Annotated in this window: 14 protein-coding genes and 1 tRNA gene; 10 read left to right on the top strand and 5 right to left on the bottom strand. The window is 54.8% G+C overall.

Going from position 1 to position 19,902, the window contains the following annotated elements; translation table 11 throughout:
• Nucleotides 1-66: 66 nt before the first annotated feature.
• Nucleotides 67-258, top strand: coding sequence for a response regulator (locus TH25_RS18420; RefSeq protein WP_114089768.1), 192 nt, complete (start codon nucleotides 67-69; stop codon nucleotides 256-258).
• Nucleotides 237-1,343 (top strand): tyrosine-type recombinase/integrase, encoded by a 1,107-nt coding sequence (locus tag TH25_RS18415; RefSeq protein ID WP_181847700.1) that lies wholly within the window; start codon nucleotides 237-239, stop codon nucleotides 1,341-1,343. The genes TH25_RS18420 and TH25_RS18415 overlap by 22 nt, the downstream gene beginning before the upstream one ends.
• A gap of 167 nt (nucleotides 1,344-1,510) precedes the next feature.
• Here the strand turns inward: TH25_RS18415 and TH25_RS18410 are convergent.
• The 4 genes from TH25_RS18410 to TH25_RS18395 all read right to left on the bottom strand — a co-directional run bounded on the left by TH25_RS18410 (nucleotide 1,511) and on the right by TH25_RS18395 (nucleotide 6,361).
• Nucleotides 1,511-1,587 (bottom strand) — tRNA-Ile (locus TH25_RS18410).
• A gap of 109 nt (nucleotides 1,588-1,696) precedes the next feature.
• Nucleotides 1,697-3,793 (bottom strand): RNA polymerase sigma factor RpoD, encoded by a 2,097-nt coding sequence (gene rpoD, locus TH25_RS18405; RefSeq protein WP_114089767.1) that lies wholly within the window; start codon nucleotides 3,791-3,793, stop codon nucleotides 1,697-1,699.
• Between the two features lie 110 nt (nucleotides 3,794-3,903).
• Complete coding sequence (dnaG, locus tag TH25_RS18400; protein WP_114089766.1) at nucleotides 3,904-5,778, bottom strand: DNA primase; 1,875 nt, start codon at nucleotides 5,776-5,778, stop codon at nucleotides 3,904-3,906.
• Nucleotides 5,779-5,905: 127 nt separating this feature from the next.
• Nucleotides 5,906-6,361, bottom strand: a complete 456-nt coding sequence (locus TH25_RS18395; RefSeq protein ID WP_114089765.1) for a GatB/YqeY domain-containing protein — start codon at nucleotides 6,359-6,361, stop codon at nucleotides 5,906-5,908.
• Between the two features lie 366 nt (nucleotides 6,362-6,727).
• Here TH25_RS18395 and carA point away from each other — a divergent pair, with 366 nt between their 5' ends.
• From carA to TH25_RS18375, 4 genes are all read left to right on the top strand, one after another.
• Nucleotides 6,728-7,894: a glutamine-hydrolyzing carbamoyl-phosphate synthase small subunit gene (carA, locus tag TH25_RS18390; RefSeq protein WP_114089764.1), complete on the top strand. Its 1,167-nt coding sequence runs from the start codon at nucleotides 6,728-6,730 to the stop codon at nucleotides 7,892-7,894.
• Between the two features lie 86 nt (nucleotides 7,895-7,980).
• The gene (carB, locus tag TH25_RS18385) at nucleotides 7,981-11,223 is read left to right on the top strand and encodes a carbamoyl-phosphate synthase large subunit (RefSeq protein ID WP_114089763.1); all 3,243 of its coding nucleotides are present in this window, start codon (nucleotides 7,981-7,983) and stop codon (nucleotides 11,221-11,223) included.
• A 111-nt stretch (nucleotides 11,224-11,334) separates the two neighbouring features.
• Nucleotides 11,335-11,808: a transcription elongation factor GreA gene (greA, locus tag TH25_RS18380; RefSeq protein ID WP_114089762.1), complete on the top strand. Its 474-nt coding sequence runs from the start codon at nucleotides 11,335-11,337 to the stop codon at nucleotides 11,806-11,808.
• Between the two features lie 104 nt (nucleotides 11,809-11,912).
• Nucleotides 11,913-12,395, top strand: a complete 483-nt coding sequence (locus TH25_RS18375; RefSeq protein ID WP_114089761.1) for a GNAT family N-acetyltransferase — start codon at nucleotides 11,913-11,915, stop codon at nucleotides 12,393-12,395.
• A gap of 102 nt (nucleotides 12,396-12,497) precedes the next feature.
• On the opposite strand, the gene TH25_RS18370 is transcribed toward TH25_RS18375, so the two are convergent.
• Nucleotides 12,498-12,983 (bottom strand): Lrp/AsnC family transcriptional regulator, encoded by a 486-nt coding sequence (locus TH25_RS18370; RefSeq protein WP_114089760.1) that lies wholly within the window; start codon nucleotides 12,981-12,983, stop codon nucleotides 12,498-12,500.
• Between the two features lie 334 nt (nucleotides 12,984-13,317).
• Between TH25_RS18370 and trxB the strand changes: the two genes are divergently transcribed.
• The 4 genes from trxB to TH25_RS18345 all read left to right on the top strand — a co-directional run bounded on the left by trxB (nucleotide 13,318) and on the right by TH25_RS18345 (nucleotide 18,079).
• Nucleotides 13,318-14,268: a thioredoxin-disulfide reductase gene (trxB, locus tag TH25_RS18365; RefSeq protein WP_114089759.1), complete on the top strand. Its 951-nt coding sequence runs from the start codon at nucleotides 13,318-13,320 to the stop codon at nucleotides 14,266-14,268.
• Nucleotides 14,269-14,325: 57 nt separating this feature from the next.
• Nucleotides 14,326-14,562 (top strand): hypothetical protein, encoded by a 237-nt coding sequence (locus TH25_RS18360; RefSeq protein ID WP_114089758.1) that lies wholly within the window; start codon nucleotides 14,326-14,328, stop codon nucleotides 14,560-14,562.
• Between the two features lie 87 nt (nucleotides 14,563-14,649).
• On the top strand, nucleotides 14,650-15,558 hold the full coding sequence (locus tag TH25_RS18355; RefSeq protein WP_114089757.1) for a LysR family transcriptional regulator: 909 nt from the start codon (nucleotides 14,650-14,652) through the stop codon (nucleotides 15,556-15,558).
• Between the two features lie 1,168 nt (nucleotides 15,559-16,726).
• The gene (locus TH25_RS18345) at nucleotides 16,727-18,079 is read left to right on the top strand and encodes an adenylate/guanylate cyclase domain-containing protein (RefSeq protein ID WP_114089755.1); all 1,353 of its coding nucleotides are present in this window, start codon (nucleotides 16,727-16,729) and stop codon (nucleotides 18,077-18,079) included.
• The last annotated feature ends 1,823 nt before the right edge of the window (nucleotides 18,080-19,902 follow it).

Here is a 19,902-nt window from a genome sequence, read left to right as displayed (position 1 = left end):
CACACTTCTCGAACTGGCGATCATCGAGGCCCAAAACAAGGCAAATTCCAAAGCAGGAACCAAATCATGACGCGGCGCGCCACGGTAACGGAAACGGAGTTAAAGCGGGCTCTCAAAGCCGCCATAGAACGCGGTCTCACGGTTTCGGAAATCATCGTGACTGCCGAAGGCGTGCGGCTCAAACTTGGATCAGTTGACGAAAAACAAAAGCCAGTTGAAGATAAGGCACCGTTAGCATGGCCGAAGAGAACCAGTTGAAACTTAATCTGCCTGGACTGATTTGCGAAAAACTTCCGTCTGGCAACGAACGCTATCGCGTCCGGGTGGAAGGATCACCGTCTCGCAGGATTCGGCTGAACATCCAGCCCGATCACAAGCTGTTTATGGAACATTATCATGCAGCACGGGTGGGCATTCAACTTGCACCAGAACTGGCAACGCCAGCGGATCGCTTTATTCGGGAGAGCTTGGACTGGCTGGTCTCAAAATATCTTGATGCCCTTCAGGCCAAAGTCGATGCCAAACTGGCGTCCCCTTTGACTATGATGCAGCGGCGCGGATTGCTGTTAGAACTCTGCAATCGCATGACTGACGATGGCAACCGCTTTGGCAATTGCCATATGCTGATACCAACATCGGAGATTTATAAGGTTCATGAGGCTCTCGGAACGACACCGGGCAAGGCCGACAACCTTCTGAAATCAATCAAGGCCATGTATCGCTGGTCGAACCGAACCGGAATCACACATATCAATCCGGCGGAAGGGGTGGAGCGATACAACATCAACCGGGGCGGTGCCACGCCTTGGTCGGTCGAAGACCTCAAGCAATACCGATCAGTTCATAAGCCAGGCACAAATGCCCACCTGTGTATCACCCTGTTTATGTTTACCGCCTGTCGCATCAGTGACGCCTACCGCTTGGGCCGGGAACACGAATTTAACCGCGACGGAATGCTCGGGCTCGGATGGCAACCAAAAAAGAAAGGCTCCAAATACGTTGCGATCCCGATGCTTCCCCCATTGGTGAAGGCGACACGCGCCCCCACTGTTCAAGGTCAGACTTACTTGCTGACCGAATATGGCCAGCCATTCAAATCAGAAAAAGGATTAGCCAACAGGTTCAAGAAGTGGTGCCTTGAGGCTGGGCTTCCAGATCGCACCAGTCACGGCATTCGCAAAGCGGCCGGCAAGCTGTTGACGGAAATGGGATGCACACAATACCAGGTGATGGCCATTCACGGCCACGCTGTCGCGCAAACATCCGAAGTCTATACAAAGGATGCCGACCGGTGGCTTTTGGCAAAGGAAGCCATGCAGCGCCTAAAGCATGTTGAATGGTAAGATCAAAACCAAGAAACAAGGCACCGGCCATTGTCATTTGGCCGGTTTTTTTGTGCCTGAAATCAGCAAATATTACCCCGGTGAAAGGCCAATGTGTCCCACGCGGTGTTTCAACGTGGGACACATTTCCAATAAATCATTGAAAAACATATGTTTTATTGGGTGTTTGGTAGGCCCGGAGGGACTTGAACCCCCAACCAGACCGTTATGAGCGGTCGGCTCTAACCAATTGAGCTACGGGCCCCCAAGACAAAAGTCCGGGTAAAGAAAAGACCGCATCGATGTTTCGATGCGGTCCCGAAAACTAGCGATTTTGGCGCAAAGGTCAAGCCCCGTATCGCCGTGTTTCTGCTTTAATAATCCAGGAACGAGCGCAGCTTGCGCGAACGTGACGGATGTTTAAGCTTGCGCAGGGCCTTGGCCTCGATCTGGCGGATACGTTCACGTGTCACCGAAAACTGCTGGCCGACTTCTTCAAGCGTGTGGTCGGTATTCATGCCGATACCAAAACGCATACGCAGAACACGCTCTTCACGCGGCGTGAGCGATGCCAGAACCCGGGTGGTGGTTTCACGCAGATTGGCCTGGATCGCGGCATCAAGCGGCTGAACGGCGTTTTTATCCTCGATGAAATCGCCAAGATGGCTGTCTTCCTCGTCCCCGATCGGGGTTTCAAGGGAGATCGGCTCTTTGGCGATCTTGAGAACCTTGCGCACTTTTTCAAGCGGCATTTGCAGTTTTTCGGCCAGTTCTTCCGGGGTTGGTTCGCGACCGATTTCATGCAGCATCTGGCGCGAGGTCCGCACCAGTTTATTGATGGTTTCGATCATGTGGACCGGAATACGAATGGTCCGGGCCTGGTCGGCAATCGAACGGGTGATCGCCTGACGAATCCACCAGGTTGCATAGGTCGAGAATTTGTAACCACGGCGATATTCAAATTTATCGACGGCCTTCATCAGGCCGATATTGCCTTCCTGAATCAGATCAAGGAACTGCAAACCACGGTTGGTATATTTTTTGGCAATCGAAATCACGAGACGCAGATTGGCCTCGATCATTTCCTTTTTCGCGCGTGCCGCTTCGCGTTCGCCTTTATTGACCACGCCATAAACACGGCGGAATTCGCCAATTGGCAAACCGACTTCAGCGGACACGCCGCCAATACCCTCACGCAGCTGGGCGATTTCATCGGGGTAACGTTCAACAAACAGCTTCCAGCCCTTGCCCGAAAGCGCACCAACACGTTCCATCCAGTTCGGGTCAAGCTCGTTGCCCTGATACTGTTTGACGAAATCCGGACGTTTGATCTTGCAGCGGTCCGCATAGCGCAGAAGCTTGCCTTCCAGGCCAAGAAGACGATTGTTAAGCCCCGTCAGATGGTCCAGCAGTTCTTCAATACGGAAGTTGTTCAAATGAACATCTTCCATCAGATCAACCATTTCCTGCTTGAGCTTGCCATACCGCTTTTCGGTGGCCGCCGGAACGGTTTCACCCTTGTTCATGGCCGCAAGGCGCTGTTCCTGGGCCTTGTGGAGTTTTTCATAGGTCTTGGCGATTTTCTCGAATTTCTCAAGAACCTGCTCGGTCAGTTCCTCTTCCATTTTGGAAAGGGAAACGTTGACCTGTTCGTTCTCGTCATCTTCGTCGTCGTCTTCGCCGGAACCTTCTTCGCCGTCCCCGTCTTCTTCGTCATCATCATCCTCGTCGTCTTCGTCGTCCGAGGAAACCTTGCGCTCACGCGCCGGAGATGCCGAGAGGGGCTGCTCGGGGGATTCAACTTCTTTCTCGTCGTCTTCCTCTTCATCATCAGAAGATTCAAGCGGCGAGAAGACGGCTTCGACATCATCCTCGTCGTCGCCTTCACCCTCTTCACCAATTGCGGCGGCATCCGGGCCCCCGCCATAGGTGGTTTCAAGGTCGATCACATCGCGCAACAGAAGCTTGCCTTCCTGCAACTGGTCGTGCCAGTTGACAATGGCCTGAATGGTCAGCGGGCTTTCGCAAATCCCGCCAATCATCATTTCCCGGCCTGCCTCGATACGCTTGGCAATGGCAATTTCGCCTTCGCGCGACAAAAGCTCGACACTGCCCATTTCACGCAGATACATGCGCACCGGGTCATCGGTCCGGCCCACGTCATCTTCGGAAATGTTGCCTTTGGCATCAGCATCGGTGTCATCATCAGCCGAATCGCTGTCTTCACTCTCTTCATTCTCGACAACGTTAATGCCCATCTCGTTGAGATTGGTCATCACGTCTTCGATCTGTTCAGAGGAAAAATGCTCTGACGGCAGGGCAGCATTAAGCTCGTCAACGGTAATGTGACCCTGCTCTTTGCCCTTGGCTATCAGCTTCTTGATCGCTGTTTTATAAGTATCGAGAAGAGGTCCGTCTGCGTTATCAGAAGAGGTCTTTTTCTCTTCGGCGCTCGAAGTCTTAGACGACATCTATTCCCCGTTTCCCGCTTTGGCACAATCGCGCCACGTTATCCCGCACGCTGCCCAGGGCAGCGCAAATCACAAATAGCCCGAACCCTGATCCCGCAAAATCGCAATGATCAGTCGTCGAGCTTGAACACATTTTCCCGGCGCCGGGCCAGATCATCGCGGCGATGCGAAAATCTTTCCCATTCTTCATCGCTGACATCTGCTGCCAACTGTCGGACGGCATATTTTGCCTCTTCGTCCGCCAGGGAGCTTACAGCCATCGAAAAAACCTGTTCCCAACCCGCAAGGGCCCGCGTAAGCGGCGTTTCGGGCCTGGCAAAGGCAGCATGAGCCATAACGTCGCTCTCAACCGCCCGCAAGACTGTTTCCGACAGCCCGTCGCGCTTCAAGTGGCCCTTAAGTGTTTCAGAGTCAAGTCCAGGATCACCATCAAGCAGCTTTAAGACTGCACGCCGCAAAATGTCAAGGTCGGAGTCCACACAAACGTAAACACCCAGCCTTTCACCGATATGATCAAGCAATGCCGGATGATTGATCAATGTAGCAACAAGGATACGATCCTGCACAAGCCGTCGGTTTCCCGTTGCCGGCCGCGCCATCCCCGGCACTGCTTTACCGGCTGGTTCCCAGACATAGTTTTTATTTCCGCGTTTGCCATAGCTGGCGGATTTTTTATTTCCACCCCGCTGAGGTCGCGGTGCACTGTCCCGAGTCCCGCGAAACAGTTTAAAGGTACGATCACGAAACATGGACTGATATTGATGGCGCACCGCCTCGTCGCCAATTACGGCAATGCGCGCGCCAATCGCTGCTTCCAGAGCCGCCCGGCGCTCTGGCGTATCAATCGGCCTGCCTGCCGTATCAAGCCGCCAGACCAGTTCGGCCAGCGGCACCGCCTGGTCCAGGATTTTACGAAACCGCGTCATGCCATCCCCCGCCCGCATCAGACTATCGGGGTCCTCGCCCTCTGGCAGAATGGAAAACAGCAATGATTTTCCCGGTCGCAAAACCGGCAGGGCCCGTTCGGCGGCACGCACGGCAGCACGCTTGCCCGCCGCGTCCCCGTCCAGGCACAGGATCGGCTCGTTGGTCATTTTCCAAAGCTCGCCAATCTGTTCTTCTGTCACCGCCGTACCCAGCGGTGCCACCGCCCCGCGATAACCCGCGCGATGCAGGGCAATCACATCCATATAGCCTTCGGTGACAATAATTTCCGCGCCATGCTGCGATGCCTCGCGCGCCTGCGGCAGACCATATAGCAACTGACCCTTGTGAAATAACGGGGTATCGGGACTGTTCAGGTATTTCGGTTTGGCATCGCCCATCACCCGCCCGCCAAACGCCACCACCCGGCCCCGGCGATCCAGGATCGGAAACATCACCCGGCCGCGAAACCGGTCATAGCTTTGCCGGTTTTGATCTTCGGGCTCGATCAAAAGCCCCGCCTCGATCATGGTGCGTTCGTCAATATCCTCGCGCTTAAGCGCTGCCTTTAACGCGGCACGATTATCGGGCGCATAGCCCAGACGAAATTCACTGATGGTTTTGTCATCCAGGCCACGCCGATGAAAATAATCCAGCCCCTCGCGCCCTTCGGGCATCCGCAAGTTGCGTTCAAAAAAAACGCAGGCGGCTTCCATGACTTCATAAAGCGTTTTGGCCTTTTTCTCGCGCTCCTGCGCCTCGCGCGAGGGTTTGGGCACATCCATGCCCACCTGGTTGGCCAGCACCTCAACCGCCTCGACAAAGGTCAGGCCCCTTGTATTCATCACAAAGCTGATGACATCGCCATGCGCGCCACAGCCAAAGCAATGATAGAATCCCTTTTGTTCATTCACGGTAAAAGAGGGAGATTTTTCGTTATGAAACGGGCACAGCCCGGAATATTCCCGGCCGCGTTTGATCAGCTTCACCGATGATCCGACCACATCTGCCAGACCAACGCGCGCCCGCAGATCGTCAAGAAACGACTGGGGAAAGCTCATAACGTGCCCATCCGTGAAAGGTTACAGCCAAAAGAAAAAAAGAATGTGATCAATTGTAAAGTTTAAGCATGAGAAAAGCCGGACGCAAGGCATCCGGCTGATCATCGCATCAATAAAGGCTGTTTGGTTAACCCAGCAGTCTTTTGGCGACCACACCGGCTTTGCCAAAATCCATGCAGCCATTGTATTTTTCGCGAAGGGCGGCCATCGTGCGCCCCATATCCTTCAGACAGGTCGCGCCCATATCGGAAACCGTCTCCTTGACGGCGGCCTCAATTTCCGCCTCATCCATCTGGCGCGGCAGGAACCGTTCGATCACATCAATTTCAGATGCCTCCTGGGCGGCCAGCTCCGGCCGGTTGCCCTTGGTATACATCTCGATGCTTTCACGGCGCTGCTTGACCATCGACATCAGCAGGCTCTGAATCTCGGCGTCCGAAATGCCATCGGTATTGCCCTCGCCGCGTGCGGCAATATCGCGCTCCTTGAGGGCAGCGAGAATAAGGCGGATTGTCGTCACCGAAACGGCGTCTTTTGACAGGACGGCTTTTTTCAAAGCATCATTAAGCTGCGCTCGCAGCATGGCGTATCTCTGATTCTGTGGAAGAAAGGAGTGAACATACCCCAAAAGGACAGTAAGAGCAAAGAAAACATACCAACCTAATCCATTGATAAAAAACAATAAATAAAAGTTTTGATCGGTTCTTGACAGCGTGATTTCCTTCCCGTAGACATCCGCCAATTTGCCCGACGGGATACAAGCCGATCTCGCCTAAAGTATAAAGTGCCGACGTCCGGTTGGTTGCAGCACTTTTATGCTGGGTTTTTGCGCGTATCTGCATGGCTGCCATGAGGGTAGTCAGGGCTGTTTTATCGGCTTGCCGGTAAGTTTATATACTATACAAAGACTCCGTGTCTCACCGTGGATAGATCGAAAGGACATTCGCCAATGTCAGCGCCCACGCACACCCCGCCTCCTGGTGCCACTGCCGTTCTGGTTCTTGCCGATGGTTCGGTTTTCTGGGGACGCGGTATCGGCGCCCGAGGCGAGGTAGTTGGTGAAGTTTGCTTCAACACCTCGATCACCGGTTATCAGGAAATCATGACTGACCCTTCCTATGCCGGTCAGATGATCACCTTTACCTTCCCGCATATCGGCAATGTCGGGGTGAATGACGAAGACATCGAAAACGCCAGCCCGGTCGCCCTTGGCTGCATCCTGCGCCAGGATATTACCGAGCCGTCAAATTTTCGCGCCAGCGGCCATTTCAACGACTGGCTGGCAAAAAATGGCCGTGTTGGCATTAGCGGGGTCGATACCCGCCGCCTGACCAAACGCATCCGTAACGAAGGTGCCCCCAATGGCGTGATCTGCCACAACCCGGATGGCACCTTTGACGTGGACGCGCTGATTGCCAAGGCCAATCTGTGGCCCGGCCTTGAAGGCATGGACCTTGCCAGGGACAACAGTTGCACCGAAGGCTATGAATGGGAAGACACCCTGTGGTCGCGCACCGGCGGGTATGGCAAGCTTGGCAATGCCAAACACCATGTTGTCGCCATAGATTACGGAATAAAGCGCAACATCCTGCGCAACCTGGCCTCCCAGGATTGCAAGGTTTCGGTGGTGCCAGCCACAACCGGGGCCGATGAAATTCTGGCGATGAACCCGGATGGCATTTTCCTGTCCAACGGCCCTGGCGACCCGGCGGCAACCGGCGAATATGCCGTACCGACCATCAAAAAACTGATCGATAGCGGCAAGCCGGTTTTCGGCATTTGCCTGGGTCATCAGATGATGGCGCTGGCCCTGGGTGCCAAGACCAAGAAAATGGAAGTCGGCCATCGTGGTGCGAACCATCCGGTCAAGGATACCACGACCGGTGTGGTTGAAATCACCAGCCAGAATCACGGCTTTGTTGTTGACAAGGACACCCTGCCCGACAATGTCGAAGCCACGCACTTTTCGCTGTTTGATGGATCGCTTGCCGGTCTGCGCGTCAAGGACAAGCCTGCCTTTGCCGTGCAGTACCACCCCGAAGCATCCCCCGGCCCGCATGACAGCCACTATTTGTTCAAACGTTTCGTCAGTCTGATTGAAGACGCGAAATCCTGATCATTGCTGAGAACAGCGACCTAACGGACATTCATGATGCGGCCTGCGCCAGATGCGCGGCCGCAACGCCAAAAGCGGAAAAAGACATGCCGAAACGTACAGACATCAAATCAATTCTTATTATCGGTGCCGGCCCGATCGTGATTGGCCAGGCTTGCGAGTTCGACTATTCCGGGGCACAGGCCTGCAAGGCGCTCAAGGAAGAGGGCTATCGCGTCATTCTGGTCAATTCCAACCCGGCGACCATCATGACCGACCCCAACCTGGCCGATGCCACCTATATCGAGCCGATCACCCCGGAAATGGTCGCCAAGATCATTGAAAAGGAACGCCCCGATGTGCTGCTGCCGACAATGGGCGGCCAGACGGCGCTTAACACCGCGCTGAAGCTTTCCGATGATGGCACCCTGGAAAAATACGGCGTTGAAATGATCGGCGCGCGCAAGGACGTGATCCGCAAGGCCGAAGACCGCCTGTTGTTCCGCGATGCGATGGACAAAATCGGCCTGGAAAGCGCGCGTTCCGCCCTGGTGCGGACCTTTGAAGAAGCCGTTGAAGCGGTTGAACATACCGGCCTTCCGGCCATCATCCGCCCCAGCTACACGCTCGGTGGTGAAGGCGGCGGGATTGCCTATAATCGCGAAGAATTTGAACAGATCGTGCGTAACGGCCTCGCCATTTCGCCCAGCCACGAAGTGCTGATCGAGGAATCGATCCTCGGCTGGAAAGAATATGAAATGGAAGTTGTCCGTGACCACGCGGATAACTGCATCATCATCTGTTCGATCGAAAACGTCGATCCGATGGGCATTCACACGGGCGATTCAATCACGGTGGCCCCGGCCCTGACCCTGACGGATAAAGAATACCAGATCATGCGTGACGCCTCCCTGGCGGTTCTGCGCGAAATTGGCGTTGATACCGGCGGGTCGAACGTGCAGTTTGCCGTCAACCCGGATGATGGCCGCCTGATCGTGATCGAAATGAACCCGCGTGTGTCGCGGTCCTCCGCCCTGGCATCGAAGGCCACCGGCTTCCCTATTGCCAAAATCGCGGCCAAACTGGCGGTTGGCTATACGCTGGACGAGCTTGATAACGACATTACCGGCGTCACCCCGGCCTCGTTCGAGCCGACCATCGACTATGTTGTCACCAAAATCCCGCGTTTCACCTTCGAGAAATTCCCCGGTGCGCAGGCCCTGCTGGGCACGGCGATGAAATCGGTGGGTGAAGCCATGTCGATTGGCGGCTGCTTTGCCGAAAGCCTGCAAAAAGGCCTACGCTCGATGGAAACCGGCCTGACCGGCCTGAACGAAGTCAAAATCGAAGGCGCGCCGGACAAGGCCGCCATTCGCGCCAAGCTGACCCAGCCGATCCCCTTCCGCATTCTTTATGCCGCCCAGGCGTTCCGTCATGGCATGACGCTTGAGGAAATCCAGTCAGCCACCAAGTTTGACCCCTGGTATCTGCGCCAGCTTGAAATGCTGGTGGACGAAGAAGAAAAAATTCGCGCGAACGGCCTGCCTGAAAGCAAAAACGAACTGCTGCGCCTCAAAAAGCTGGGCTTTTCCGATGCGCGCCTGGCCGAGCTTGCCGGCAAGGAAGAAGATGACGTCCGCGCCATTCGGCAGGGTTATGGCCTGCGCCCGGTTTACAAGCGCATCGACACCTGTGCGGCGGAATTCCCCTCGCGTACGTCCTATATGTATTCGATCTATGAGGGGGACAATTTCAACGAACCCGAAAACGAAGCCGAAGTGACCGACCGCAAGAAGGTGATTATCCTTGGCGGCGGCCCGAACCGGATTGGTCAGGGTATCGAGTTCGATTATTGCTGTGTCCATGCGGCCTACGCGCTGCGCGAAGTCGGCATCGAAGCCATCATGGTCAATTGCAACCCGGAAACGGTTTCAACCGACTATGACACGTCGGACCGCCTGTATTTTGAACCGCTGACCGCCGAAGACGTGATCGAGCTGTGCCAGCTTGAACAGTCCAAAGGCGAGCTTCTGGGCGTAATCGTTCAGTATGGCGGCCAGACCCCGCTGAAACTTTCCGCGGCCCTGGAAAATGCGGGTATTCCGATTTTGGGGACCAGCCCGGACAGCATCGACCTGGCCGAAGACCGCGACCGTTTCCAGGAACTGATCAACAAGCTGGGCCTCAAACAGCCTGCCAACGGCATTGCCCGTTCGGTTGATCAGGCGGTCGCGATTGCCGAAGGCATTGGCTACCCGGTTGTCATCCGCCCCAGCTATGTTTTGGGGGGCCGGGCAATGGAAATTGTCCACACCACCGAAGATCTGCTGCGCTATATGGCAGAGGCCGTGCAGGTTTCAGGCAAAAGCCCGGTTCTGATCGACAGCTTCCTGCTTGACGCCATCGAAATTGATGCCGATGCGGTATCGGACGGCGAAAATGTCTTTGTCGCCGGGATTATGCAGCATATCGAGGAAGCGGGTATTCACTCCGGTGACTCTGCCTGCTCGCTGCCGCCCTATTCACTGGGGCAGGACATGATTGACCGCCTGAAGGCCCAGACCATTCAACTTGCCAAGGCATTGAATGTGGTTGGCCTGATGAATGTGCAATATGCCATCAAGGGCGATGTGATCTACCTCATAGAGGTCAACCCGCGTGCATCGCGGACAGTTCCGTTTGTTGCCAAGGCCACCGGCAACCCGATTGCCAAAATCGGTGCCCGGATCATGGCTGGCGAGAAACTCGGTGATTTCAAGCTTAATCACGGCCCGTTCAAGCACATCGCGGTCAAGGAAGCCGTCCTGCCATTTAACCGCTTCCCGGGCGTTGATACGCTGTTGGGCCCGGAAATGCGCTCAACCGGCGAGGTGATGGGCCTTGATACCGATTTTGGCCGTGCCTTTGCCAAGGCCCAGATGGCGGCGGGTCAAAAGCTGCCGCGTGAAGGCAAAATCTTCATTTCGGTCAAAAATTACGACAAACCGGCTGTCATCGAACTGGCCCGCGATGCCATCGCGCTTGGCTTCTCGATTGTTGCAACCCGTGGTACTGCCGAGACCCTGAAAAAAGAAGGGCTGGACGTTACCCCGGTCAATAAGGTACAGGAAGGTCGTCCCCATATTGTGGATATGATGAAGAACGGCGATATCAACCTGGTGTTTAACACCACGGAAAGCAAACAGGCTGTGGTCGACAGTTTCTCGATCCGTCGCACGGCGCTGACCAACGATATCCCCTACTACACAACCATTGCCGGGGCCCGTGCAACCTTGCGGGCGATCGACAACCTGAAACGCGGGGCGCTTGCAGTGCAGCCCGTTCAGGCATATCTTGGGGATGACTACTAGGGTTAACGGCTTCTACCGTAACCAGAAGTAAACGAGTTTAAACCGCCCGGCGGTCCAGGCCGGGCGGTTGATTTTGTAATGTCGACTTGTAACGAATAGGCTGTGAGCGCGATGGAAAAAGTACCAATGACCCCGCAAGGGCATCAGCGCCTCGAAGAAGAACTGAAGCACCGTAAAACGGTTGAACGCCCTGAGATCATCAAGGCGATTGCCGATGCGCGTGAACATGGTGATTTGTCGGAAAATGCCGAATATCATGCGGCACGCGAACGCCAGAGCTTCTCTGAAGGGCGCATTGCCGAGCTTGAAGATGTTCTGAGCCGCGCCGAAGTCATCGACGTGCCCTCTCTGGCAGGAAATGTCGTTAAATTCGGCGCCACCGTCGAGCTTGTCGACGAAGATACAGACGAAGAAACCACCTATCAGATTGTTGGCCCCATCGAAGCCGACATCAATAAAGGCCGGATCTCCACCACATCCCCGATTGGCCGTGCGCTGATTGGCAAAGCGGTTGGCGATTCCGTGGAAGTCACCGTTCCCGGTGGCACCAAGGCCTATGAAATTCTGAAGGTCGAATTCGTCTGATCACACCGATCATACGGTTATGGAACGGCCCGCTAACATCGGGCCGTTTTTTATGCCTGCATCGTGGCCGTGACTGGAAAACAATTTATCAAAAGCCCCGGATCATGCAGCCAGATAACGACATCCTCATCAGGGCCGCCACCCCACAGGACTGCGACAAGGTTGTCGCCCTGTCCAACGCCCTGCATGTCGAGCTTGATGGTGACGAACCGTCCCATACATGCGACAGCATCCATGCCATGATGTTTGGCCCCAACGCCATGATCAAAAGCCTGATGGCCTGGCATGGCAAAAATGCTGCAGGGCAGGTGGTTTTTCAGCCTTTTTACAACCCGGATTATTCAAAACCCGGTCTGTGGATGTCGGAACTCTATGTGACGCCCGATATGCGCGCCCAAAAAATCGGCCAAAAGCTGATGGCGGCCCTGGCACATTATGCCAGGCAAAATGACTATGTTTCGATCTGGTGGTCGGTTTTGCTGCGCAATGAAGGTGCCTGTCGCTTTTATGAAAGGCTGGGCGCACGGAATTCAGGCGCGATGCAATACGAAATGGATGGCTGCGCCTTGGCAAACCTTGCCTTGTAAAGTCGCAATCATCCGCAGCGGCAGTTACCAAACAGCAAAATGCCGGGAACATGCCCGGCATTTCGTCCATGTAATGCGATACAGGGTCATCCCGCTGGCGGATCAATCCTCGACATCAATATCGATCGGCACACCCGGGACATTTTTGGCAGTGCGAATCGACAGGGCCGACTTCACGTGATTGACGTTTTCAGCAACGGTCAGTTCGGTGGTCAGGAATTTCTGATATTCGTCCCAGCTATGGGAAACGATTTTCAAAAGAAAATCCATATCCCCCGCCACCATGTGGCATTCGCGCACTTCGGGCCATCCGGTTGCGCGTTTTTCAAAGGCGCGCAAGTCATGTTCCGCCTGGCTGGCAAGGCCCACCAGGGCAAAAACGGTGACGTTATAGCCAAGCGCCTGTGAATCAACATCGGCATGATAGCCCTGGATAAACCCGGCTTCTTCCAGTGCGCGAACACGGCGAAGACAGGGCGGGGCCGAAATACCGGCACGGCGTGCCAGCTCGACATTGGTCATCCGGCCATCTTCCTGTAGATCGCGCAAAATTCTGCGGTCGATCTTGTCGAGTTTGACCCGTTGCATCTATTCCTCGATTCTGTGCGCTGATACACCCCGAACGAAACAATATTACAGCGGGGCCAATGGCTGGCAATAATATATTCGGGTTGATTTTGCAACTTTCCGCAAACGTAAAGCAAATGCCACGCACGAAAATAATAAACTTTTCGTTCTAAACCCGCCCACAACAAAACCTTCCTGCCTGCCCCCTGCGCAATGGCATGGCAGCCATCTGCCTTAGGGCGCAAAAAAGCCCGTTCTGGTGTGTTCCGGCTGTTGCACAAGCCAGCCTTCCTCCATATGTTCGTTTCCCAATTCCAAATCGTGTTTCACAACATCTGGCAATGGCGAATCTCATATGGCCCAGGAACATCACGTAAACGTCCTTATCATCGGGTCCGGCCCGGCCGGTTATACCGCTGCAATCTATGCCGCCCGCGCAAACCTTGCGCCCATGATGGTGATGGGGCTGCAACCCGGCGGCCAGTTAACCATTACCACCGATGTTGAAAACTATCCCGGCTTTGCCGATGTCATCCAGGGTCCGTGGCTGATGGACCAGATGAAGGCCCAGGCCGAACATGTCGGCACCACGATGGTGCATGACCTGATTATCGATGTCGATTTCACCAAGCGTCCCTTTGTCTGCAAGGGCGATTCCGGTGCCACCTATATCGCCGATAGCGTCATCATCTCGACCGGGGCACAGGCCCGCTGGCTTGGCCTGCCGGGCGAGGAAAAGTTTAACGGGCGCGGGGTTTCCGCCTGTGCGACCTGCGACGGGTTCTTTTATCGCAACAAGCCGGTCACGGTGGTGGGCGGCGGCAATACCGCGGTTGAAGAGGCCCTGTATCTGGCCGGAATATGCAGCAAGGTCACACTGATCCATCGCCGCGATGAACTGCGCGCCGAAAAGATGCTCCAGGAACGCCTGTTCAAACACGAAAAGATCGACGTGGTCTGGGACAGCGTGATCGAGGACATTCTGGGGGGTGACGGACCAATGGACGGTGTCGAGGCCGTGAAGGTTCGCAATGTGAAATCGGGCGAAACCATGGACATTCCCTGTGACGGTTTCTTTGTTGCCATCGGCCATGATCCGGCCACCAAAGTTTTCCAGGGTCAGGTCAAAATGGATGATGAAAACTACATTCTGGTCGAACCGGGCACCACGCGCACCAATATCCCAGGTGTGTTTGCCGCCGGTGACGTCACCGACAAAATTTACCGCCAGGCGGTAACAGCGGCGGGCATGGGCTGCATGGCCGCCCTCGAAGCGGAAAAATTCCTCGCCGAGCAGGCAGACTGAGAACAGTTTCACATCCTTCCCCTTCCCGCCTTTCGCAAAGAAGGGACGAAGGATAGTATGTCTTTTGAAAAAGACCAGAGACAGCGATATGTCTTTGGTCTTTTTCGCATTTTAAGGCACGATCATAAAACAGGCTGTTCAGGTGAACAGGGAACAGGCGGAAAAATGGCAGTATTGATCGCAGCGGGAGATATGAAAATTGCCCGAAACGTGAATGCTTGCTTGCACAACCCGTCCAAGCCCTCATATTACTTTGATGACGGCCTTGTAAAAGCGGCAATGGCATCCGGTTAACCAGCTGGAAACCAAATGCTTTTAAAAACGGGACATAATCAGGGGGCCATCGTGCCGACCAAACGGTGGTGACAAAGGAGCAGGTCAATGGATTGGGACAAACTGCGTGTCTTTCACGCTGTGGCCGAAGCAGGAAGTTTTACACACGCAGGTGAAAACCTGAATTTGAGCCAATCTGCGGTCAGCCGCCAGATCAGCGCACTTGAAGAAAGTGTGAAGGTACCGCTTTTTCATCGTCACGCGCGTGGCCTGATCCTGACAGAGCAGGGCGAGCTGCTTTATCGCACCGCGCATGATGTGTTTGCCAAGCTGTCAATGGCCGAAGCGCGCATTCGCGAATCGAAAGAACGCCCCTCTGGCCCGCTCAAAATTACCACCACGGTGGCCTTTGGCTCCATCTGGCTGACCCCGCGCATCAATGAATTTCTCGAACGCTATCCGGAAATCGAACTGTCGATGGTCCTGAATGACGAGGAACTCGACCTTGCCATGCGCGAGGCCGATGTTGCCATCCGCATGCAGCCGCCCCGTCAGGCCGATCTGGTCCAGCGGCAATTGATGACCCTGCGCTATCATATCTTCGCTTCCCCCGAATATATCAAAACGCATGGCCTGCCCAAAAAACCGGAAGACCTGAAGGACCACCGCCTGATCATTTATGGCGAGGATGCCCGTCCACCGGTTTCCAACGTCAACTGGATGATGAATGCGGCCTTGCAATACAAACCCGATATGCGGCCGATTCTGAAACTGAATAATATCTACGGCATTTATCGCGCCACCGAATCCGGCCTTGGCATTTCCGCCCTGCCCGATTATCTGGTCCCGGCCGATAGCAAACTGGTGCGAATCCTGCCAGAGCTTGAGGGCCCCAGCTTTGATGCCTATTTCGTCTATCCGGAAGAATTGCGCCATAGCAAGCGAATCGGTGTGTTCCGCGACTTCCTGATCGACAAAATCAGTGAAGTAAAGGCAAGGCTCGCCGCAACGGCCTGATGCGAAACCGCCTCCTCTCCCGCAAAACCCGGCAGGTCAACATATCTGCCGGGTTTTGCATATCCGGACATTTGCCTATCCGAAAATGAGCATAATTAAACCGGTTATGTCCCTGCTCGCGTCACAAACGATGTATAACTGACCGGGCAACCAGTAATCGATTCCCTGGCTTCAATACTGTTCTTCAGCCGCCCTGCCGATTAAGAATGACATCCGTGCGGTCCCGAATTTGCTGCCGCGGCGCACAATTAAAACAGCCGCGTCGTCATAATAGCTTCATTTTACTGACACTTTTTTGCCATGCGCCCTACGCATGGTTGAATTGTATCTTTTCCATTTTTAAACGAAACAACAGCCATCTATATTTTCACTTGTGGTTGTTGCCCCGCGCAAGACCAAAGACTTTTTTTCATCTTCTTCTTCCCCGTTCCGGGGCGTCCTGCCAAAACGTTATTTGGCTGGAATCCAAGCGATTCCACGTCTCCCAGACGTTAAAGCCTCCCTGTTGAGACTCTACGGCAGCCCGCCAAGGCTGCCGTTTTTTTTGCTCACGCGCGGTCATATTCTCCGTCAAGGGAATGGAACATAATGGTTTTTGCGTATATGCTAAATTTTAATCACAACAAAATTATTTAATTTCAGATACTTAATTAAAAACGGGAACTTAGTCGACAAACATGCGTTTTGTGCATGGCAGAAAAAGCAATTTGTCAGTGGTATTCGCCGGTCAAATCGCTATTTTGTCTCTCGAACCGCAGCGGTGAACGCCGCACCGCGGTACAGAGTTTTCTCCCTGACCGTTTTTTCGGTCTTAGCCGGGCGCCCTGCCCGGCTTACCCAGGGCCCCGAGAGGGGTCCTACGTCTCCCAGACGTGAAGCCTCCCTGATAAACTTGCCGGGCACATTGATGCCCGGCTTTTTTTTGTCCAAAATCCGCTTAATGACCGGTGGACGCCTGGAAAGCCATTTTACCGCCCCGTCCTTTTCCATCCATACCCATCGTAAAATGCTTTTGCCCAGATCGTGATAAAAGGCCGTTAATATTCCCTTTGTCCCCATCTGGCCGCAGGAGCAACGACACACAAAGGTGAAGTCCTGTGTAAAGCTCTGACTTGGCAGGCCAAACAACAGCGATCACTATGATCCGGCATAAAAACGGGACAGATTGATGAAAAACAATATTTCCGAATTTCTGTTTGGCCGGACACCGGAAAACAGCCTGCCCGAGCGGGTCAATACCGCCATAACCGCCCAGCAAAGCAAAAGCGAACAGTTGATTGGCTGGGTGCAACTCATACTCGTGACCATTTTTGCCACCCTGTATGCCCTTGCCCCCAAAACCGCCATGAGCGACGGTTTCCATCCGGTCCCCTGGGCGCTGGGTCTGTATTTCATCATCACCTTCACCCGTCTGGTTCTGTCTTATCGCATCAATTTGCCCGCCTGGGTTTTAACCCTGTCGGTCATTGCCGATATCAGCCTGCTGATGGTGCTGATCTGGAGCTTTCACATCCAGTACATGCAGCCCGCCAGCTTTTATCTCAAGGCGCCAACAATGATGTATGTGTTCATCTTCATCTCGTTGCGCGCCCTGCGGTTTGACCCGCGCTACATTCTGCTTGCCGGGGCCAGTGCCGCGTTTGGCTGGCTGGCCCTGGTGTTTTATGTCCTCTGGAGCGAGGGCGGCCACAGCATGATCACGCGCGATTATGTTACTTACCTGACCTCGAATTCGATTCTGATCGGCGCCGAAATCGACAAGATCATTTCCATCGTAATGGTCTCGGGCGTGCTGGCTATTGCCGTTCTGCGTGCCCAGCGTTCCTTCAGGCGTGCGGTTAGCGAGGAAATCGCCGTGCGTGACCTGTCACGCTTTGTCTCGCGCGAGGTGGCGGACCGCATTACCCATGCCGACCAGCAAATACGCCCTGGCGACGGCGAAGCGGTCCATGCGACCATCATGTTCACCGATATAGAAGGCTTTTCCACCATTTCCGAAAAACTGCGTCCGGCGGAGCTGGCCCGGATGCTCAACGAATATTTCGCCGCCACCAGCGCCATTATCGAAAAATTTGGCGGTGTAATCACCCAGTTCCAGGGCGATGCCATGCTGATCACCTTTAACGCCCTGAAACCCGATGCCAACCATGCCGAAAGTGCGGTAAAAACCGCCCTGGAAATTCAAAAGCTGTGTGAAACCCGGAATTTTTGTCACGGTAGCAAACTCAAAACCCGGTGCGGCATCAATACCGGCGACATCATTGTGGGTGCCATTGGCAGCGAAAACCGCCTGACCTTCACCGTGCATGGCGATACCGTCAATATCGCGGCCAGGCTGGAACCGCTGAACAAACAATACGGCACCTACATTCTGGCATCAGAAGCAACCGTGACCCACTGCAAGGACCATTCCTTTGCCGCGATCTGGACGCGTCAGGGCGACGTTACCGTGCGCGGACGCACCCGCCCCACCCCGATTTTCAGCACCAGCCATCATGCCTTTCACAATGGGGCGATCTAGAACACGTCGCGACAAATACCCTGCCAACAGGCGACAAAAGAAAACGGGGTGGGTCAAAGGACCCACCCCGGAGGGGGACAGATGGTCTTGGGGAGACCGACCGAACACGGAACAGACCGTGGGGGATGAATAGCCGGAGGGGAGCCGCTATTCCGGTCCCGGTGGTTGGTGAGGGAGGGCACCGCACCGGTACATCGTGTTCGGTAAGGATGAATATGCCCCGTGAATACGGCAGGAAAACCGGACAGTTAGGGCCATTTCATGCCGTTTTGAGGCATTATTGTGCCACAACATCATCCGGAAATTTCGCAACTATCCGCAAGGCTAAAATAAAGCGATTTGTCTTCACAACGCCGCGATCACCTGCTTGGCATCTCTTTTGCCCGCGACGCCCAAGGGCCAAAGAAAAGCGAAGCAGGTGGGGGAACCTGCTTCGCCATTTCTTGGGGACAGATGGTCTTGGGGAGACCTGCCGAACACGGAACAGACCGTTGAGGGATGAATAGCCGGAGGGGAGCCGCTATTCCGGTCCCGGTGGTTGGTGAGGGAGGGCACCGCACCGGTACATCGTGTTCGGTAAGGATGAATATGCCCCGTGAATACGGCAGGAAAACCGGACAGTTAGGGCCATTTCATGCCGTTTTGAGGCATTATTGTGCCACAACATCATCCGGAAATTTCGCAACTATCCGCAAGGCTAAAATAAAGCGATTTGTCTTCACAACGCCGCGATCACCTGCTTGGCATCTCTTTTGCCCGCGACGCCCAAGGGCCAAAGAAAAGCGAAGCAGGTGGGGGAACCTGCTTCGCCATTTCTTGGGGACAGATGGTCTTGGGGAGCCCTGCCGAACACGGAGCAGACCGTTGAGGGATGAATAGCCGGAGGGGAGCCGCTATTCCGGTTCCGGTGGTTGGTGAGGGAGGGCACCGCACCGGTACATCGTGTTCGACAAGAATGAATATGCCCCGTAAATGCGGCAGGAAAACCGGAAGCCCAAGGCCATTTAGCGACTTTTATCGCCCGATTCTGCCACATTCCCCACAGGTTCATTATTGGCACCACATGTCCGCGCATCCCTTGCAAACGGCCCACAAGACAAAAGAAAACGGGGTGGGTCAGGGAAACCCACCCCGTTTGGGGACAGATGGTCTTGGGGAGACCGACCGAACACGGAACAGACCGTGGGGGGATGAATAGCCGGGGGGGAGCCGCTATTCCGGTCCCGGTGGTTGGGGAGGGAGGGCACCGCACCGGTACATCGTGTTCGGTAAGGATGAATATGCCCCTTAAATACGGCAGGAAAACCGGGCAGTTGGGGCCATTTCATGCCGTTTTGAGGCATTTTTGTGCCCCTACAGCGCGATGAAATTTCGCAACTATGCGCAAGGATAAAGCCGCTTCACAATGTTGCGACCATCTGCCGGCCAACCGTTTCGCCACACCCCCAAGGGGTAAAAGAAAAGCGAAGCAGGTGGGGGAACCTGCTTCGCCATTTCTTGGGGACAGATGGTCTTGGGGAGACCATACGGACGCGGAATTAATGACCCTGGGAGCGATGGCTTTCTTGGGGGGGGGGGGGACTTGCCATCAGGTCGCCAGCATATGGTGAGGGAGGCACCAAGCCGGTTGTCATCGCGTCCGACAGGTAAGAAGATGCCCGGTGATTGCGGCAGGAAAAATGATCACTCGGGGCCATTTCATGACACTTTGCGGCATGATTGTGTCACACGCCATTGCCGGGATTGACCTTGAAGCCGGGCACAAAAAAACGAGACAGGTCGGGGGAACCTGGCTCGCTTTTTTTGGGGGACAGATGGTCTTG

Source organism: Thalassospira profundimaris (genome assembly GCF_003326755.1).
Lineage (GTDB): Bacteria > Pseudomonadota > Alphaproteobacteria > Rhodospirillales > Thalassospiraceae > Thalassospira > Thalassospira profundimaris_B.
Note: the sequence above shows the minus strand (reverse complement) of the source record. Positions and strands in the feature narration are given on the sequence as shown.

Excerpts from the sequence above, each read along its gene's own strand:
- TH25_RS18420 (WP_114089768.1), top strand. The coding sequence starts at position 67 with ATGACGCGGCGCGCCACGGTAACGGAAACGGAGTTAAAGCGGGCTCTC.
- TH25_RS18415 (WP_181847700.1), top strand. The coding sequence starts at position 237 with ATGGCCGAAGAGAACCAGTTGAAACTTAATCTGCCTGGACTGATTTGC.
- rpoD (WP_114089767.1), bottom strand. The coding sequence starts at position 3,793 with ATGTCGTCTAAGACTTCGAGCGCCGAAGAGAAAAAGACCTCTTCTGAT.
- dnaG (WP_114089766.1), bottom strand. The coding sequence starts at position 5,778 with ATGAGCTTTCCCCAGTCGTTTCTTGACGATCTGCGGGCGCGCGTTGGT.
- TH25_RS18395 (WP_114089765.1), bottom strand. The coding sequence starts at position 6,361 with ATGCTGCGAGCGCAGCTTAATGATGCTTTGAAAAAAGCCGTCCTGTCA.
- carA (WP_114089764.1), top strand. The coding sequence starts at position 6,728 with ATGTCAGCGCCCACGCACACCCCGCCTCCTGGTGCCACTGCCGTTCTG.
- carB (WP_114089763.1), top strand. The coding sequence starts at position 7,981 with ATGCCGAAACGTACAGACATCAAATCAATTCTTATTATCGGTGCCGGC.
- greA (WP_114089762.1), top strand. The coding sequence starts at position 11,335 with ATGGAAAAAGTACCAATGACCCCGCAAGGGCATCAGCGCCTCGAAGAA.
- TH25_RS18375 (WP_114089761.1), top strand. The coding sequence starts at position 11,913 with ATGCAGCCAGATAACGACATCCTCATCAGGGCCGCCACCCCACAGGAC.
- TH25_RS18370 (WP_114089760.1), bottom strand. The coding sequence starts at position 12,983 with ATGCAACGGGTCAAACTCGACAAGATCGACCGCAGAATTTTGCGCGAT.
- trxB (WP_114089759.1), top strand. The coding sequence starts at position 13,318 with ATGGCCCAGGAACATCACGTAAACGTCCTTATCATCGGGTCCGGCCCG.
- TH25_RS18360 (WP_114089758.1), top strand. The coding sequence starts at position 14,326 with ATGTCTTTTGAAAAAGACCAGAGACAGCGATATGTCTTTGGTCTTTTT.
- TH25_RS18355 (WP_114089757.1), top strand. The coding sequence starts at position 14,650 with ATGGATTGGGACAAACTGCGTGTCTTTCACGCTGTGGCCGAAGCAGGA.
- TH25_RS18345 (WP_114089755.1), top strand. The coding sequence starts at position 16,727 with ATGAAAAACAATATTTCCGAATTTCTGTTTGGCCGGACACCGGAAAAC.